A 17154-nucleotide genomic window follows, 5' to 3' on the forward strand; every position below is an offset into this window, starting at 1 on the left:
AGCTCTGAGAGGCTGGTGCACATTGCTGCAAATGGCATAGATCAAGTTTGTTAACAGGGGTTGAATATATGCCTGAGTTCTATAAGAAACAGAAGTTTCTCTATCCAATCTATTCCTTAATCTTCTTCACGCTTATCTTAATTGCGATCTTGGCCTATTATCATTGGGTGATTGGGATTGCAGCCTTCCTTGCCTTCGGGTTCATTCTGTTCTTTTTAATTAAATTGGAACTCTTGTTCAGAAAGAACTTGGAGCAGTATACCTCTGATATGATCACCAGGGTGAAGAAGGTCAGTGATGAAGCCTTAAATCAAATGCCAATTGGAATTCTGCTGTATAACCGTGATTATGGAATTGATTGGGCAAATCCATATTTGGCCTCCTGTTTTGGATATCATTCCTTGGCCGGCTGGCACTTGTATGAGCTGTCCGAAACGCTGCCCATGATTGTGAAGCAGGAGCTGGATACAGATGTAGTCACGTTGAACAAACGGAAATTTCGTGTATTTGTCCGGCGCGAGGAGCAATTGGTGTATTTCTTTGACGTAACGGAGCAGACGCAGATTGAAAAAATGTATGAGGATCAGCGTACCGTTCTGGCAGTTATTTATTTGGATAATTATGATGAGGTGACCCAGGGCCTGGATGACCAGCTCCGGACCAATATCAACAGCCTTGTCACAGCGGTGCTGAATGAGTGGGCGCTGAAGTATGGCATGTACTTAAAGAGGGCTTCTTCCGAGCGTTTTTTTGCTGTATTGAATGAGAGCATCCTCGCCCAGCTGGAAAGAGTGAAATTTGATATTTTAGACCAAGTGCGTGAGGAAACATCTAAGCGCAATATCCCGTTGACCTTAAGCATTGGGGTGGGCTCGGGCGCATTGTCCCTGACAGAGCTCGGCGCCTTGGCGCAGTCGGGCTTGGATTTGGCGCTTGGGCGCGGCGGAGACCAGGTGGCCATTAAGCAAATGAGCGGCAAAGCAAAGTTCTATGGCGGCAAGACCAACCCTGTAGAAAAGAGAACAAGGGTGCGTGCCCGTGTGATTTCCCATGCATTAAAGGATTTGGTGCTCGAAAGCAGCAATGTCCTGATTATGGGGCATAAGCTGCCTGATATGGATGCGATCGGCGCGGCCATTGGGATTTTAAAGGTAGCCGATTTAAATCAGCGTGAAGGATATATCGTGCTGGACGAGAATAACTTGGATAAAGGCGTGCAGCGCCTCATGCAGGAGATTAAGCAGTATCCCAACCTGTGGAGCCGCTTTATCAGCCCGGAGCAGGCATTTGAGCTTGCAACGGAAGAATCTCTTCTTGTAATCGTTGATACACATAAGCCTTCCATGGTGATTGAGCCGGGGCTGTTAAATAAGATTGAGAATGTAGTCGTCATCGACCACCATCGGCGCGGAGAGGAATTCATTGATGACCCGCTGCTGGTGTACATGGAGCCGTATGCCTCTTCCACTGCAGAGCTTGTTACAGAGCTTCTGGAGTATCAGCCGAAGCGTCTGAAGATGAACATGCTGGAGGCAACAGCCTTATTGGCGGGGATGATTGTAGATACGAAGAGCTTCACCTTCCGGACCGGCGCCCGGACGTTTGACGCGGCCTCCTATCTGCGTTCACACGGAGCAGATACCGTGCTGGTGCAGAAGCTGCTGAAGGAGGATATGCAACACTATCTGCAGATTGCGAAAACGCTGCAGCATGCCTATATCTATAAAAATGGCATTGCCATTGCAAAGGCGGAGGAGAATCAGCTCTGTGAGCAGGTGCTGATTGCGCAGGCGGCTGACACACTTTTGACCATGACAGGTGTGACAGCATCCTTTGTCATTGCAAACCGGCATGATAAAATGATAGGGATCAGCGGCCGTTCTCTTGGCGAAGTCAATGTGCAGCTTATCATGGAGACTCTGGGCGGAGGCGGCCATTTAACGAATGCCGCCACACAGATGCAGAATATTTCGCTCTCAGAGGCAGAGGCACAGCTGCAGGCCGCAATTGAGGAGTATTTAGAGGGAGGAACAAAGTCATGAAGGTAATCTTTCTGAAGGATGTAAAGGGAAAAGGAAAAAAGGGTGAAGTGAAGAACGTGGCAGACGGCTACGCGCATAACTTCCTATTGAAGCAGGGGCTTGCTGTTGAGGCGAGCAATGCAAATGTGAAAACGCTGGATGCCCAAAAGCGCAAGGAAGACAAGGACGCGCAAATTGAGCTGGAAAACTGCGAAAAGCTGAAGGAAACGCTGGAGCAGCTGACCGTTGAATTGAAGGCGAAATCCGGGGAAGGCGGCCGCCTGTTTGGTTCCATTACAAGCAAGCAGGTAGCTGATGAGCTGCAAAAGAAGCACAATATTAAAGTTGATAAGCGTAAGTTTGATATGGAAGCCATCCGCACGCTTGGCCATACAAATGTGCCGGTGAAGCTTCATCCAAAAGTGACTGCAACCTTGAAGGTGCATGTAACGGAGCAATGAGCTGAGCGAATGAGAGGGGGGCTGTACGGATGACAGAGGCTTTTGCAGATCGCACTCCTCCGCAGAATATTGAAGCTGAACAGGCCGTTTTGGGGGCCATTCTGATTGAACCGGAGGCTTTGACAACCACATCCGAAATTTTGCAGCCGGAGGATTTTTACCGGGTGGCCCACCAACGGATTTATGATGCGATTCTAAGGCTTTCTGATAAGGGTGAACCGATAGATATTGTCACCGTTTCTGCAGAGCTGGTGAATCAGGGTCTTCTTGAAGAAATAGGCGGCGTCGCCTACTTGGCGGATTTGGTAAATGCCGTGCCGACTGCCGCAAACGTAGAGTACTATGCCCGCATCATCGAGGAGAAATCCATTCTGCGCCGCTTGATCCGCACTGCCACGCTGATTGTGACAGAGGGCTATGAGCGGGAAGGCGATGTTGAGGGGCTGCTGAATGAAGCTGAGAAGAAAATACTCGAGGTTTCCCAGCGAAAGAACACAAAGGGATTTCAGGAAATCAAGGATGTCCTGGTCACAACCTACGATAAGATTGAGCTGCTGCATCACCGAAAGGGAGATATTACCGGGATACCCACAGGCTTCACTGAGCTGGATCGGATGACGGCCGGCTTTCAACGGAATGACCTGATTATTGTAGCGGCGCGTCCCTCTGTGGGTAAGACAGCCTTTGCCCTGAATATCGCCCAGAACGTGGCGACAAAGGCAGATGAGAACGTGGCAATCTTCAGCCTGGAAATGGGTGCCGACCAGCTGGTTATGCGTATGCTTTGTGCAGAGGGAAATATTGATGCACAACGGCTGCGTACCGGCTCTCTGACAACAGATGACTGGTCTAAGCTCACCATTGCCATGGGCACATTGGCGAGCTCCGGTATCTATATTGACGATACACCGGGTATCCGTGTTTCTGAGATTCGGGCCAAATGCCGGCGTCTGAAGCAGGAGCATGGCCTTGGCATGATCCTGATTGACTATTTGCAGCTCATCCAAGGAAGCGGCCGCGGCGGCGAGAACCGCCAGCAGGAGGTCTCTGAGATTTCCCGTTCCTTGAAGGCCTTGGCGCGTGAGCTGAAGGTGCCGGTTATCGCCCTGTCCCAGCTGTCCCGCGGTGTGGAATCACGTCAGGATAAGCGTCCGATGATGTCGGATATCCGTGAATCGGGAAGTATTGAGCAGGATGCCGATATTGTGGCCTTCCTGTATCGCGATGATTACTATGATAAGGAATCAGAGAGTAAGAATATCATTGAAATCATCATTGCCAAGCAGCGTAACGGCCCGGTTGGGACAGTGGAGCTTGCTTTTGTAAAGGAATATAATAAATTCGTCAACCTGGAGCGCAGGTTCGATGATGCTTCCTAAGGAAGAACAAATCTCTATGGTTTGTTCTTCTTTTTTTGTGAAAACTAAAATGTAAACGTTGACGCAGGAAGTTAAACTTGATTTATGCGAACAAAGACTTGTTATTTTTGTTTAAATGTTCGTTTTTAGGTTGACTTTTTGCACCTGTTTGATACAATATTGTTGTTATTTTAGTTCGTTTAAAATCTTGGAGGTGCATCGAATGTCTTCAGTAGTAGTTGTAGGAACACAATGGGGCGATGAAGGAAAAGGCAAAATTACAGATTTCCTTTCTCAGCATGCAGAGGTAGTTGCACGCTACCAGGGCGGAAATAATGCCGGCCATACAATTGTGTTCAACGGAGAACGCTATAAACTTCACCTGATTCCATCCGGTATTTTTTATAAAGAGAAGGTTTGTGTTGTCGGCAACGGCATGGTAGTAGACCCAAAGGCTCTTATTGCAGAGCTGGAATATCTGCATGGCCATAATGTCAGCACAGAAAACCTGCGCATCAGCAACCGCGCCCATGTGATCCTGCCATACCATCTGAAGCAGGATGAGCTGGAGGAAGAGCGCAAGGGCGATAATAAGATCGGCACAACGAAGAAGGGAATCGGCCCGGCGTATATGGATAAGGCAGCCCGCATCGGCATTCGGATGGCGGACCTGTTGGATCGTGAAGAATTCTATACAAAGCTGGAGCGCAACCTGAACGAGAAGAACCGTCTGTTTGAAAAGATGTATGATGCAGAAGGCTTCAACATCGAAGATATCTTTGAAGAGTACTATGAGTACGGCCAACAGCTGAAAAAGTACATCTGCGACACATCTGTTGTCCTGAACGACGCGTTGGATGAAGGCCGCCGTGTGCTGTTTGAAGGCGCGCAGGGCGTTATGCTCGATATCGACCAAGGAACGTATCCGTTCGTTACATCCTCCAACCCGATTGCGGGCGGTGTGACAATCGGCTCCGGTGTTGGTCCTTCCAAGATCAACCGCGTCATCGGCGTATGTAAGGCTTATACAACTCGTGTAGGCGACGGCCCGTTCCCAACAGAACTGCATGATGAAATTGGAAACCAGATTCGTGAGGTTGGCCGCGAGTATGGTACAACAACAGGACGTCCGCGCCGCGTTGGCTGGTTTGACAGCGTAGTGGTGCGCCATGCACGCCGCGTCAGCGGAATCACAGACCTGTCCCTGAACTCCATCGACGTTCTGACAGGAATTCCAACTCTGAAAATTTGTGTTGCGTACAAATATCAAGGTGAAATCATCAATGAATTCCCGGCAAGCCTGAAGGTTCTGTCCCAATGCGAGCCTGTATATGAAGAGTTCCCAGGCTGGACAGAGGATATCACTGGCGTGAAGACATTGGATGAGCTGCCGGAAAATGCAAGACATTATCTGGAGCGCGTATCTCAGCTGACAGGCATTCCACTCTCTGTCTTCTCTGTTGGCCCGGACCGCAACCAAACGAACATTATCCGCAACGTATACGGCGTATAAAGAAATAGCTTGCAGAGGCGTCTGCAATCCGATATAGTATGAAGAGGAAAACCTGTGTGTACAGGTTTTTTTCTTTTGAAAAAAATTAAAATTAGGGGTTGCGGTAGTATAGAACCCTATGATATTATGAATCTTGTCGTCAGAAAACGACAAAATGTGAGTTTGAGTTGTCCGCTGTGGAGGCACAGCACAAAGTTAGATATGCGTGAAAGCATACTCACCGAACAACATCCAGGAAGCTACTTAAGGACGTCGTTTGTTCAAGCAAATCATGTTGTCGGAAGCTGGTAATATGAGAGCCATTAGCTCAGTCGGTAGAGCACGATTGAATACGCTTCGAAGCTATTGCTGCAGCGTACTCGCCGAGCCGCATCTTCGAGTAATCATACCGAGGTGAGGACGTCGTTTGTGCCCGCTACTTATTGAGGCGGAAAATGTCTCCGTGCAAGAGCCATTAGCTCAGTCGGTAGAGCATCTGACTTTTAATCAGAGGGTCGAAGGTTCGAGTCCTTCATGGCTCACCATTCTTTTCACTGTGGCCCGTTGGTCAAGCGGTTAAGACACCGCCCTTTCACGGCGGTAACACGGGTTCGAATCCCGTACGGGTCACTTCATATATATGTTTGCCCATGGTCCCGTGGTGTAGCGGTTAACATGCCTGCCTGTCACGCAGGAGATCGCCGGTTCGATCCCGGTCGGGACCGCCACTTTGTTTCACCGCAAAGAAGCGGTTTTACATAGATACCTTTTTGGCTCGGTAGCTCAGTCGGTAGAGCAGAGGACTGAAAATCCTCGTGTCGGCGGTTCGATTCCGTCCCGAGCCACTTCCCAAGATATTAAGAGGAATCTTAATATCTTTTTTATTTTGCCGAACCGGAAGCGGTTTTACAAATGCAGACAATTCTTTTACAATAGAAGTGGATAAAAGCCTCTAGCCGCACGCTAGAGGTTTTTCTGTAACAGATACATAGGCAGGGAAAGAACTGCTGCTATATATTGTGAAGGGAAGTGTGTTGTGATGATGGGAAAGAAAATCCTCATTGTAGATGATGAAAAACCAATTGCAGACATTCTGAAGTTCAATTTGGAGAAGGAAGGCTTTGAAATTGTACTGGCCCACGACGGGGAAGAAGCCATTGAAAAGGTGCAGGCTGAAGTGCCCGATATGATTCTATTGGACATCATGCTGCCGGGCAAGGACGGCCTTGAGGTGTGCAGGGAAGTGCGCAAGAGCTTTGAAATGCCCATTATTATGCTGACAGCAAAAGACTCTGAAATTGACAAAGTATTGGGGCTGGAGCTCGGGGCGGACGATTATGTCACGAAGCCGTTCAGCACGAGAGAATTATTGGCGCGTGTAAAAGCAAACCTGCGCCGCCATCAGAATACAGGAAGTGCGGATAAAGAAGAAAATACAGAGCTTGTAATTGGACCTATTCTGATTAATCCGAATGCGTATAGTGTGACGAAGCGTGATGAGAGCATTGAGCTTACACATAGAGAATTTGAACTGCTGCATTATTTGGCCAAGCATCTGGGACAGGTTATGACACGTGAACACCTGCTGCAGACTGTGTGGGGCTATGACTACTTTGGCGATGTACGCACAGTGGATGTGACAGTACGCCGCCTGCGCGAGAAGATTGAAGACAATCCAAGCCACCCTACTCTGATTGTTACAAGACGGGGAGTCGGCTATTATTTGCGTGATCCAGAACAGGAGTAGACAATGAAAAAAGTTGGATTCTTTCAGTCCATTCATCTGAAGTTTGTTCTTATCTATATGCTGTTGATCCTGCTTGCCATGCAGATCATCGGGGTGTATTTCGTGCAGGAGCTGGAGTCCAAGCTTGTCGATAACTTCCAGCAGTCCTTAACGCAGCGGACAAAGCTGCTGGAGTACAACCTGAAGCAGGAGATGAAAAAGGCTGAAGAAGATAAGAATGCAAAAACAGAGGTAGATATACGGGGGCTTCTGCAGGATTTCACCCAAAATTTAAAGGGGGATATTCAGGAGGTCCGGATTATTGACGCAACGAGCAGCCGGGTTATTGCAACCTCTGATGCCAATCAGAGCATTGTCGGCAAGAAAACGACGGAGCTGATTGTCAAGCGTGCCCTTCTGAGCGGCAAGGAGGAACGGAGCACAGAGCTGCAGCAGAATTCAGGGGATCGGATGCAGATTACGGCCTCCCCCATTCAGACAGATGGCCGGGTAAGCGGTGTTATCTATACGGTTGCCTCAATGAAGGATGTCTATGACCAAATGAAGGTCATTAATCAAATCTTTGCAACCGGAACCGTCATCGCCTTGCTCGTCACGGCTGTATTGGGGATTTTGCTGGCCCAGACAATCACCCGCCCTATTTCTGATATGAGGCGGCAGGCTGTTGAGATGGCAAAGGGAAACTATTCCCGCAAGGTAAAGGTATATGGCTATGATGAAATCGGCCAGCTGGCATTGGCCTTTAATAACCTGTCCAAGAAGCTTCAGCAGGCACGGGCTTCGACAGAGAGCGAGCGGAGAAAGCTGACTTCAGTTCTGTCCCATATGACGGATGGCGTGATTGCCACTGATCGCAAGGGCCGTATTATCCTTTTGAATGACCCGGCGGAAAAGATGCTGAATGTTTCACGTGAAACAGCGCTGGACCAGCCGATTCTTGAAGTCCTCGGCATTCAGGAGGAATATACGCTGGATAACCTGTTTGAGGAGCCGGATTCTGTTCTGCTGGATTTCAGCACACGGGAGGAGCCATATATTTTACGTGCCAGCTTCTCTGTTATTCAGAAGGAAACAGGAAAGGCAAATGGTTTAATCGCAGTCCTCTATGATGTAACGGAGCAGGAACGGATTGACCGGGAACGGCGGGAGTTTGTGGCGAACGTATCCCACGAGCTGCGGACGCCGCTGACAACGATGAGAAGCTACATTGAAGCGTTGGGCGAAGGCGCTTGGCAGGACCAGGAGCTGGCGCCGCGTTTCTTGTCCGTGGCGCAGGATGAAACAGAGCGCATGATCCGGCTTGTGAATGACCTGTTGAAGCTTTCCAAGATGGACAGCACAGAATACCGCCTCATGAAGGAATGGGTGGATTTCACAGAGTTCTTCAACCGGATTATTGACCGCTTTGAAATGTCCAAGGAACAGAATGTCACCTTCAAGCGGGCCTTCTCTAAAAAGGTGCGCTTCCTGGAAATTGATGAGGATAAAATTACGCAGGTGCTCTATAACATTATTTCCAATGCCATGAAGTATTCCCCGGAAGGCGGCACCATCACGTACCGCTTGCGGGACCGTGATGATGTATTGGAAATCAGCATCAGCGATCAGGGCGTGGGAATCCCGAAGGAGAATGTGGATAAGATTTTTGACCGCTTCTACCGGGTGGACAAGGCCCGTTCCCGCCAGTTGGGCGGCACAGGGCTTGGTCTGGCAATCGCGAAGGAAATGGTGCAGGCGCACGGCGGAGCGATTTGGGCGAAAAGTGAAGAAGGAAAAGGTACGACAATTTACTTCACTCTTCCCATGGAAAAAGAGCAAGAGGATGAATGGGAATGAATATAGAGACCTTCAAAACAGCAATTCTGACGGTCCTTGTCGGGATGAGCCTGGCACTTACCTACAGCCTTTGGACCTATCAGCCGAACTCTGACGCCCAATCCAACACGAAATATATCCAGGATGTCCCGGCTGTGGCGAAGAAGGAAATGAATGAGGTGGTATATCCTTCACGCGTGGCCATCCATACAGAAAACAGCCATAAAGTCAGCTACTCCAACAGTCTGAATGCCTCTCTGTACCGGTTGCTGGAAAAAGGGGAGTTTCAAAATCTGCATGACCGCTCCGCTTCTGTTGCCAAGGATGAATTTCTTTCTTTCATGCATGGAAAAGGGAAAATGGAGTTTGTTTTTCCTGCAGAAATATCTCTCCATACAATCCGGAAGGTGCTGAACTTCAAGGATAAGGACATAGAAGATTACAGCTTTGACCGGATTGTTATTGATACAGCAGAGAGCCGGGATAACAACGTGGACGTGTATTTTGTTTCCTATGAAGCAAGGAAAGTATATGAGGCAGTGATGAAGGGTGTCGCGCTTAAGGATTTGGAGCGGGAGCAAGCGGCTATCAAGGAAAAGGCGCCCAGCTACTTTTTATACAAGCTCAATGAAACAAAGGCTGTCTTTCTGCCGGAAGCAAGCACTTCCCTGCCGCGCAAGCTGTATGTAACGAGCAACCTTTTAGAAGAGCAATTTAAAAATGTGCTGTTTACGGACCCGAGATATGTGAAAAAGGATGATGCAGGATCATCGGATGTCTACACAGACGGCACCCGGCTCTTGCGCATTTTTAAGGAAAACCGTATGCTCCGGTATGAAAACCCCACTGTTTCCGGCAGCCAGTATTTAATCGGCAGCTCATTGGTGCAGCAGAGCGTTGATTTCGTGAATAGCCATGGCGGCTGGTCGGATACGTACCGCCTGGATGAAATTCAGGCAAAGCGCGGAAAAGCCATTTTCCGGGTGTATGAAGGAGATCTCCCTGTATTTAATGCAAATGGCATGGCAGCCTTGAAGCTGACGTGGGGGACAAATGAATTAAAAGCATATGAACGCCCGCTGTTCCGGCTTTTCCTTGAAAAGAAGGAAGAGGATCAGGTCAGTCTGCCATCCGGACAAGCCATCCAGGCTTTTATTGAAAAGAGCAACAAGGTGAATATGCAGGGCATTGAGGATATTAATGTCGGCTATGAGCTGGAGCCGCAGCTTGGGCTGGAGAATGAACACCTGGTGGCAGTCAAGCTGAATCCCATTTGGTACATTAAGTATAATGACAGATATGTAAAGGTAACTGTAAGTGATGCAGGAGGAGAGATCAGTGGATTGGAACAAAATTAAAACCATCTTCATTATTACATTTCTGATCCTTGATATCTTTCTGCTCGTGCAGTTTCTGCAAAAGCGCAATGATTCTCAGGTGGAACTGATGACAGAGACATCGGTGGAGGAGCAACTGGAAGCAGATAAGATCACCTATGTAGATTTGCCGAAGGAACAAATCAAAGAGACGTATATAAGCGGCAAGAGCAGAGTGTTTAAGGAAGCGGATCTCAAGGGCCTGCGGGACCAGACAGCTTCCTTATCCAACACAAACACCATGCTGTATGCAAAGCTGAAGGAGCCTATTTCCGTCCCTAAGAGCGACCGCGGCTATTTCTTTGAAGAATTCCTGCGGACTTATGTGCTTGATGGGCCTAAGTATAAGTATTGGCGGATTGAGCAAAAGGAAGGGAAAATTTACTTCTTCCAGCAGTATAAGGGGAAGAACATTTTCCATAACGAATATGCCCAAATCCAGATGAATCTGAATGACCATGATGAGATTGTCTCCTACACACAGACTATGCTGACGGATATTACAGAGCTTGGCGGCAAGGATAAGGCACAAAATATCATTACGGCCATCAAAGCCCTGGAAGCTCTGTATTTGAAGAATAATCTGAAGTCCGGAGACCGCGTGACAAAGGTGGAGCTGGGCTATTATACGGTGGTGCCATATTCGGCCGGCATACAGGTGATCGCGCCAACGTGGCATTTTGTCGTGAATGGAAAAGACGACTACTTTATCAATGCGGTGGAAGGACAGATTATTAAGATGGATAAGGATAATTCATGAAGGGGCGAGAAGACATGAGCTTGCATTTCAGTGTTCTTTCCAGTGGAAGCTCGGGCAACCTCTTCTACATCGGAACAGACAAGCAAAGGCTGCTGGTGGATGCCGGCTTGAGCGGGAAGGCGACAGACGCCTTGTTCCAGCAGGTGCAGTTGGATCCGCGGGAGCTGGGCGGCATCCTGGTTACCCATGAGCACAGCGACCATATTAAAGGACTTGGAGTGCTTGCCAGAAAGTATGCACTCCCTATTTATGCAAATGAAAAAACATGGCGGGCGATGGAGCCGTTGATCGGGGAAATTCCCACTGATCAGAAGTTCGTATTCTCCACAGGCACGGTAAAGACATTTGGAGACCTGGAGGTAGAGTCCTTCGGGGTATCCCACGACGCAGCTGAGCCGATGTTTTATGTGTTTCACCAGGGCGATAAGAAGGTGGCTCTGATTACGGACACCGGCTACGTCAGCGACCGGATGAAGGGCATCATCAAGGGAGCAGATGCCTTTATCTTCGAAAGCAATCATGATGTGGAAATGCTGCGCATGGGGCGGTATCCTTGGAGCGTAAAGCGCCGTATCCTCAGCGATGTCGGCCACGTATCAAATGAGGATGCCGCACTCGCCATGCATGATGTCATCACGGACCAGACAAAGCATATTTACCTTGCCCACTTGAGCCAGGACAACAATATGAAGGAGCTTGCCAGATTGGCCGTCTCCCAGGTGCTTGAGGAAAAGGGGCATGCTGTGGGACAGGCCTTCCAGGTTCATGACACAGACCCAAAGCATCCGACGAAAATTCAATACGTATAATCTGCTTTTTTGGCAAACAATAAAAGCGTATACGTATGTTTTTCGGAAGGAATGGTGACAGATTATGATGTTCTCTGACGAGCAGCATCCAAAGGAAAAAAAGCGAAACAGGACAGCTGCGTACACAGGGATTGCCGGTGTTGTCGTAGGTGCAGCCCTGTTCGCTTTTGCCGTGCCGACTGTCTCTAAAATGGGGTCGCAGGGTGGAGAAGGACAATCTGAGGCAAGAGGAACACAGATGATGCCTGTTTCACAGGGGCCGTCACAGGTCATGAATGTGGACGTCCGGACAGGCTTTGTTGATGCTGTGGATAAGGCGTCAGAAGCAGTAGTGGGTGTAATCAACATTCAAAAGGACAGCTTCTCCGAGGCAGATGCGGAAGCCGGCACAGGCTCCGGCGTCATCTATAAGGTGGCAGGAGACAAGGCCTATATTGTGACAAACAATCATGTGGTCGAAGGAGCAACCCGTTTGGAGGTCAGCTTCAGCAACGGCCGCAAGACTGAAGCCAAGCTGTTGGGACGGGATGTAGTGACAGATCTGGCTGTGCTGCAGATCAGCAGCAAGGATGTTAAGAAGGTTATTGAAATCGGCGACTCCACAAAGGTGCGCCGCGGAGAGCCGGCCATTGCCATCGGAAACCCGCTCGGCCTGGAGTTTTCCGGAACAGTCACGCAGGGCATCATCTCCGCAAATGAGCGCATCGTGCCAGTTGACTTGGATAAGGATGGCCATTATGATTGGCAGGTTGAAGTACTGCAGACAGATGCGGCCATCAATCCGGGAAACAGCGGGGGAGCCCTTGTCAATGTTGCCGGACAGCTGATTGGCATTAACTCCATGAAAATCGCAGCCCAAGAGGTGGAGGGCATTGGATTGGCCATTCCCATCTCAAGAGCCCTCCCAGTGATTGATGAACTGGAGAAGACAGGCAAGGTACAGCGCCCATACTTGGGAGTGGAATTGCGCTCTTTGAATGAAATTCCAGGGTATTATCTGGACCGCACCTTGGAAATCCCACAGGATGTTGTCGACGGCGTTTGTATCCTGGATGTGAAGAGCCCGTCACCGGCAATGAGTGCCGGACTGCGGGAGTATGATGTAATTGTTGAGGCTGATGGAAAGCCGGTTCGTGACATTATTGAATTCCGGACGCTGCTGTACAGCAAGAAGGTCGGAGAAGAAATGAAGCTTACCTTCTACCGCAGTAACGATAAGAAAACCGCAACAGTAAAATTGAGTGCAGGGAACTATTAAGGAAAACAGGGGAGGTTCTCTCCTGTTTTCCTCTGTTTTGCTGCAGATAAGGAGAGAAACGAGCATGAATATCAGCTGCTGCCAAGAGCACGTGGAATTGGCATTGGACATTATTGTGGACGAATTTCAAACAGCGCCAGTTATCCACAGTGTGGATGAACAAACAGATCAGATACAAACCTGTGAATTCTGCAAAAATAACGCAAATTATGTAGTTTCAGACCAATAACAGACTTTCCACAGTTGTGGATAAGGTTGTGGATATGTTGATAACTTAGTGGATAATATCGGATGAAGAGGAGAGTACATGTGAATATCTCAATCATTTCAATTGGCAAGCTGAAAGAGAAATATTTAAAGCAAGGAATTGACGAATACCTGAAGCGGCTGTCCTTGTATGCCAAGATGGAGATTGTGGAACTGCCGGATGAGAAGGCTCCTGAAAATTTGAGCGAGGCAGAGATGGAAATGGTGAAGGAGAAGGAAGGAAAGCGCATTCTGGAGAAGATCAGTGATGATACACATGTCATTGCCTTGGCCATCCAGGGGAAACTGCGCTCTTCAGAGGAGCTGGCAAAGGAAATGGACCGGCTGGCCACCTATGGAAAAAGCAAGGTGGCATTTGTCATTGGCGGCTCGCTCGGTTTGAGTGATGCGGTGATGAAGCGGTCCAATGATACACTATCCTTCTCCAAGATGACCTTCCCGCATCAGCTCATGCGGCTGATTCTGCTGGAGCAGGTGTATCGGGCGTTTCGGATTAACCGGAATGAGCCTTATCACAAATAAAGGCAGCTGTTACAGGAGGAGAAGTATGATGATGAACGATATGGTGCTTAGACAAGTGGAAGTGGTTCGGGCCATTACTCTTCAAAAGGTGGAATCTATTAGAGAAGATGAGGCTGATATCATGCCTAAGGGATTTAATAATACGATCCGTTGGAATATCGGCCATATTTTAATTGTTCAAGACCAGCTTGCTTCAAACTTTGCAGGATTGCCGCAACAGCTTTCTCCAGAGTTTGTTGCCTTATTTGGCAATCGTACGAAGCCAAGCGAATGGCAAATAGAACCTCCAACATTGCAAACTCTATCCCATGAATTAAAAAGGCAAACAGCTTACATCAAGGAAGCTCTCGGCAACTGCCTTCAGGAAAAAGCAATCAAGCCCTTTATTCGGCTTGGTTTTAAGATGGAAACAATCGGAGAAATTCTTACTTTTAGTTTACACCATGAAGGTATGCATGTGGGAGTGATTTCTGCGATTCAACGGGCGATTGAAGGCTCTGACAATTGAGGGAGGCAGTGCTGGGTATGGCAAGATATTATTCCCTAGTAGAAAAACTGCGGGTGAAATAGGTGCGGTGAACCGTATCATAAGTGAATTAAGTATTTTGTTGACAGATTTCAAAGCTCATTTTTGTGAGGTGAAGCTCTTTTTGTTTTAATAAATTCCAAATAAAAGAGTTCATATTGTTTAATTGATGTTATCTAACAGCATAAAACCCCAAATTTCTTTTCTCTTCTCTAAAGGAAGTGGAAAATCTAATGCTCTATATCCGGGTTGAGGTAATAATGAGAAATTATCTTCAAAATTCCAGTAGGGACTTGTGTGATGAACGATTGTAACCATCTCATATACCCATATTCAATAATTTTCAGAGAATATAAAATATCGAACTAAAGGTGTCAGGCAATGAGAGATACCCCTATGTTGATGGATGCCTGACACCTTTTAACTATTAAAGAAAATATCAGATTCTTTTCTCTTTCTCATGATAATTACTATTTGTTGTTGCCTTATCTCTAATGGAAAAACATATATAGTGAGACGAATGGTAAATAGTTTGCGGAGCTTCAATCAATCAGTCTGCGCTTGGGAAAATAGTGAGTTAATTCTGTCCTTCACCAATGTTGTCAAGGTAGCATTCTCATAGGTTATCAGGAGCTGATTCGGAAAATATAATTCATAAATGGATTTTTTTTCTAGCCAACGGGCATCATATTCATTAAATCCAATCATGCCAAGGTGCTCCCAATAAAATTCTTGCCCGTTCACGTACAGGGTGAAGTCCGGTATCAGGCACTGATGGTGGCCATAATACAATTTCTTCTCATATTCATACTCAATATCATGTTGGTACAGTAGATTAGCAATAATCACCTCTGACTTGGATCGGACCAGGTCACCTTTACATGTTATATAAATCCGGTCCAACAGAAATTTAGGCACACCGAGATGCCGTCCAATTTCCTGATGCAGTTCCTTCGAACTCTCGCAGGACTCAATTGTACGTAAGAAATGGTCTAGTTGGTCATGCTTATATTGCCGTTTTATCTCACAGCATTGTTTCAGCCTATCAAGAGCTACTTTATCCAAATTATCAATATGGCTGTAAATGATTAAGCATTTTCCTAAGGATTTTTCGAGCCTCACCTCGTCATGGACGATGGCTTCGAAAATGGTATGGCTGATTTCTTCCACTGGCTTTCCGCTTTTCTTCATTGTGGTAATAATGTTTTTGGTTGTGGTCAACCCATGAAGCCAGGATATTTCAGCATTGTAGATTTCTGAAAAAACATCCAACCGCATAATACTTTTAGCGATAATGTCAATCATACCGGTATTAACAAAATACGGAAGACATTTTTGAATTTCCTTGTCATCAAAGTAGGGAAGTGTGTGATATCCCTTTTTATGATTAGTCATCTTGACAAATGCCCTTTGCAATTCCTCTGTTGATGGGAATGACTTGTCAATAAAATGCTTTCTTTTGACGTCAATATTTTTATCAGAGTACAAAAGATAAGCATTAGATGCTAACTGATCACGAGAAGCCCGTCCTACTTCTTGATAATATTGGGCAATCGACTCAGGAATGAGAAAGTGAATGACCACCCGAATATCCGGGATGTCAATCCCCATGCCAAATGCATTAGTTGCAAACACAACACTTAATTCATTATTTTTAAAGCGATTAATAACTTCCTGTTTTTCTTCTGATGACAATCCACTATGAAAATAGGTTGCCCTATAGCCCCTTTGGCATGCTTCAACAGCCAATTCTTCCGTACTGTTTTTTCCATTAACACGGTAAACATAAACCAGTACTTTCTCCTCCTTATGAATTCTGAGTAGTTGCCAAAGTTTCTCTACCTTCTCATTCTCCTTCGAGAATTTTAACTTCTTTAATTCTATTTCAGAGCGAATTAGTGATTCACTCTTTATTACCGATTTATTTTCAATATGAAAGGCGTTGCAGATATCGGTAATCTCTTCTTGGTCTAATGTAGCTGATAAGCCGAGAACGGTTGGCCATGCCTTGCCATAAACCCGATTCAAGAACGTAGGGATATGCTGGTAAAAGGGACGGAAGCTATGTCCCCACTGTGAAATACAGTGAATTTCGTCGATAGCAATGAGTTTAATGTCATCCTTACGCTGTTTAATGCAGTGCTCAAATAGGCCATCTGTGGAAATTCTCTCCGGACTGGCAAAGATAAAATCTGGATTGAATTCCTTATGATAAAATTGCTTTAGCTGTGTAATCTGTTCCTTTGAATCTACACCGGTATGCAGCCTCATGACGGTATAGCCGTGTTCCTCAAGTCTCAATGCCTGTTCATCAATCAGAGCGGTTAGTGGCGAAATGACAATGGTTACACCTTTGAGGCCAAGCCCTCCAACCCAATAAATCAACGATTTTCCGCCCCCCGTAGGCATTATACATAAGGTGTTGACTCCACCCAAGACTTTCTGAATAACAGAGTCTTGAAATTCCTTTAGGTTAAAATGTAATTGGGGAAAGAGTTGTTTGAATAATGGATTAGCACTCATAATTGGCCTTTTACCTCCGATTTACTAGAAATGGATTGGATATCTTCAGCATGGAATTTTGCAATAAAGCTCAGGAAGCTGTCAACTAAAACATAACGGTAATTTTCTGAAATCTGAATGCCCACCTTATCCGCCTCTTTCTTGTTTTTTGCAAGCAGAAAGTGCAGAGAATTGCAGCGAAAAGTGCAGAGGCTTGCCGCTCCGTTTTTTATTAAAAAT

The 17154-nt window shown here is 46.9% G+C and carries 15 protein-coding genes and 4 tRNA genes; 17 read left to right on the forward strand and 2 right to left on the reverse strand.

Features of this window, described 5'->3' with window-relative positions:
- The first annotated feature begins 68 nt into the window (after positions 1-68).
- The 17 genes from NK662_RS22150 to NK662_RS22230 all read left to right on the forward strand — a co-directional run bounded on the left by NK662_RS22150 (position 69) and on the right by NK662_RS22230 (position 14394).
- A complete protein-coding gene (locus tag NK662_RS22150; protein WP_254761157.1) occupies positions 69-2042 on the forward strand; it encodes a DHH family phosphoesterase in 1974 nt (657 codons plus the stop codon).
- Complete coding sequence (rplI, locus tag NK662_RS22155; protein ID WP_254761158.1) at positions 2039-2482, forward strand: 50S ribosomal protein L9; 444 nt, start codon at positions 2039-2041, stop codon at positions 2480-2482. The genes NK662_RS22150 and rplI overlap by 4 nt, the downstream gene beginning before the upstream one ends.
- A 29-nt stretch (positions 2483-2511) precedes the next feature.
- The gene (dnaB, locus tag NK662_RS22160; RefSeq protein WP_254761159.1) at positions 2512-3861 is read left to right on the forward strand and encodes a replicative DNA helicase; all 1350 of its coding nucleotides are present in this window, start codon (positions 2512-2514) and stop codon (positions 3859-3861) included.
- Between the two features lie 202 nt (positions 3862-4063).
- Positions 4064-5353 (forward strand): adenylosuccinate synthase, encoded by a 1290-nt coding sequence (locus NK662_RS22165; protein ID WP_254761160.1) that lies wholly within the window; start codon positions 4064-4066, stop codon positions 5351-5353.
- A 448-nt stretch (positions 5354-5801) separates the two neighbouring features.
- Positions 5802-5877 (forward strand) — tRNA-Lys (locus NK662_RS22170).
- Between the two features lie 13 nt (positions 5878-5890).
- Positions 5891-5962: transfer RNA gene (locus NK662_RS22175), tRNA-Glu, on the forward strand.
- Between the two features lie 22 nt (positions 5963-5984).
- Positions 5985-6060: transfer RNA gene (locus NK662_RS22180), tRNA-Asp, on the forward strand.
- A gap of 44 nt (positions 6061-6104) precedes the next feature.
- Positions 6105-6177: transfer RNA gene (locus NK662_RS22185), tRNA-Phe, on the forward strand.
- Between the two features lie 194 nt (positions 6178-6371).
- Positions 6372-7079 (forward strand): response regulator YycF, encoded by a 708-nt coding sequence (yycF, locus tag NK662_RS22190; RefSeq protein ID WP_254761161.1) that lies wholly within the window; start codon positions 6372-6374, stop codon positions 7077-7079.
- A gap of 3 nt (positions 7080-7082) precedes the next feature.
- The gene (gene walK, locus NK662_RS22195; protein WP_254761162.1) at positions 7083-8915 is read left to right on the forward strand and encodes a cell wall metabolism sensor histidine kinase WalK; all 1833 of its coding nucleotides are present in this window, start codon (positions 7083-7085) and stop codon (positions 8913-8915) included.
- Positions 8912-10252, forward strand: a complete 1341-nt coding sequence (locus NK662_RS22200) for a YycH family regulatory protein (protein WP_254761163.1) — start codon at positions 8912-8914, stop codon at positions 10250-10252. Before walK ends, NK662_RS22200 begins: the two co-directional genes overlap by 4 nt.
- Positions 10233-11030, forward strand: coding sequence for a two-component system regulatory protein YycI (locus NK662_RS22205; RefSeq protein ID WP_254761164.1), 798 nt, complete (start codon positions 10233-10235; stop codon positions 11028-11030). The genes NK662_RS22200 and NK662_RS22205 overlap by 20 nt, the downstream gene beginning before the upstream one ends.
- 14 nt (positions 11031-11044) lie before the next feature.
- A complete protein-coding gene (gene yycJ / locus NK662_RS22210) occupies positions 11045-11839 on the forward strand; it encodes an exodeoxyribonuclease YycJ (RefSeq protein ID WP_254761165.1) in 795 nt (264 codons plus the stop codon).
- 64 nt (positions 11840-11903) lie between these two features.
- Complete coding sequence (locus tag NK662_RS22215) at positions 11904-13097, forward strand: S1C family serine protease (RefSeq protein ID WP_254761166.1); 1194 nt, start codon at positions 11904-11906, stop codon at positions 13095-13097.
- Between the two features lie 64 nt (positions 13098-13161).
- Positions 13162-13326, forward strand: a complete 165-nt coding sequence (locus tag NK662_RS22220) for a CxxH/CxxC protein (RefSeq protein WP_254761167.1) — start codon at positions 13162-13164, stop codon at positions 13324-13326.
- A gap of 80 nt (positions 13327-13406) precedes the next feature.
- Entirely contained in the window at positions 13407-13886 is a 480-nt protein-coding gene (gene rlmH, locus NK662_RS22225; RefSeq protein ID WP_254761168.1) for a 23S rRNA (pseudouridine(1915)-N(3))-methyltransferase RlmH, read from the forward strand.
- Between the two features lie 25 nt (positions 13887-13911).
- Entirely contained in the window at positions 13912-14394 is a 483-nt protein-coding gene (locus tag NK662_RS22230; protein ID WP_254761169.1) for a DinB family protein, read from the forward strand.
- Between the two features lie 564 nt (positions 14395-14958).
- On the opposite strand, the gene NK662_RS22235 is transcribed toward NK662_RS22230, so the two are convergent.
- Positions 14959-16935, reverse strand: coding sequence for a RecQ family ATP-dependent DNA helicase (locus NK662_RS22235; RefSeq protein WP_254761170.1), 1977 nt, complete (start codon positions 16933-16935; stop codon positions 14959-14961).
- On the reverse strand, positions 16932-17154 hold a 223-nt coding region (locus NK662_RS22240), incomplete at its 5' end, for a hypothetical protein (RefSeq protein WP_254761171.1). The genes NK662_RS22235 and NK662_RS22240, both read right to left, overlap by 4 nt.

The sequence above is a fragment of the Ectobacillus ponti genome (genome assembly GCF_024294785.1).
Lineage (GTDB): Bacteria > Bacillota > Bacilli > Bacillales > Bacillaceae_G > Ectobacillus > Ectobacillus ponti.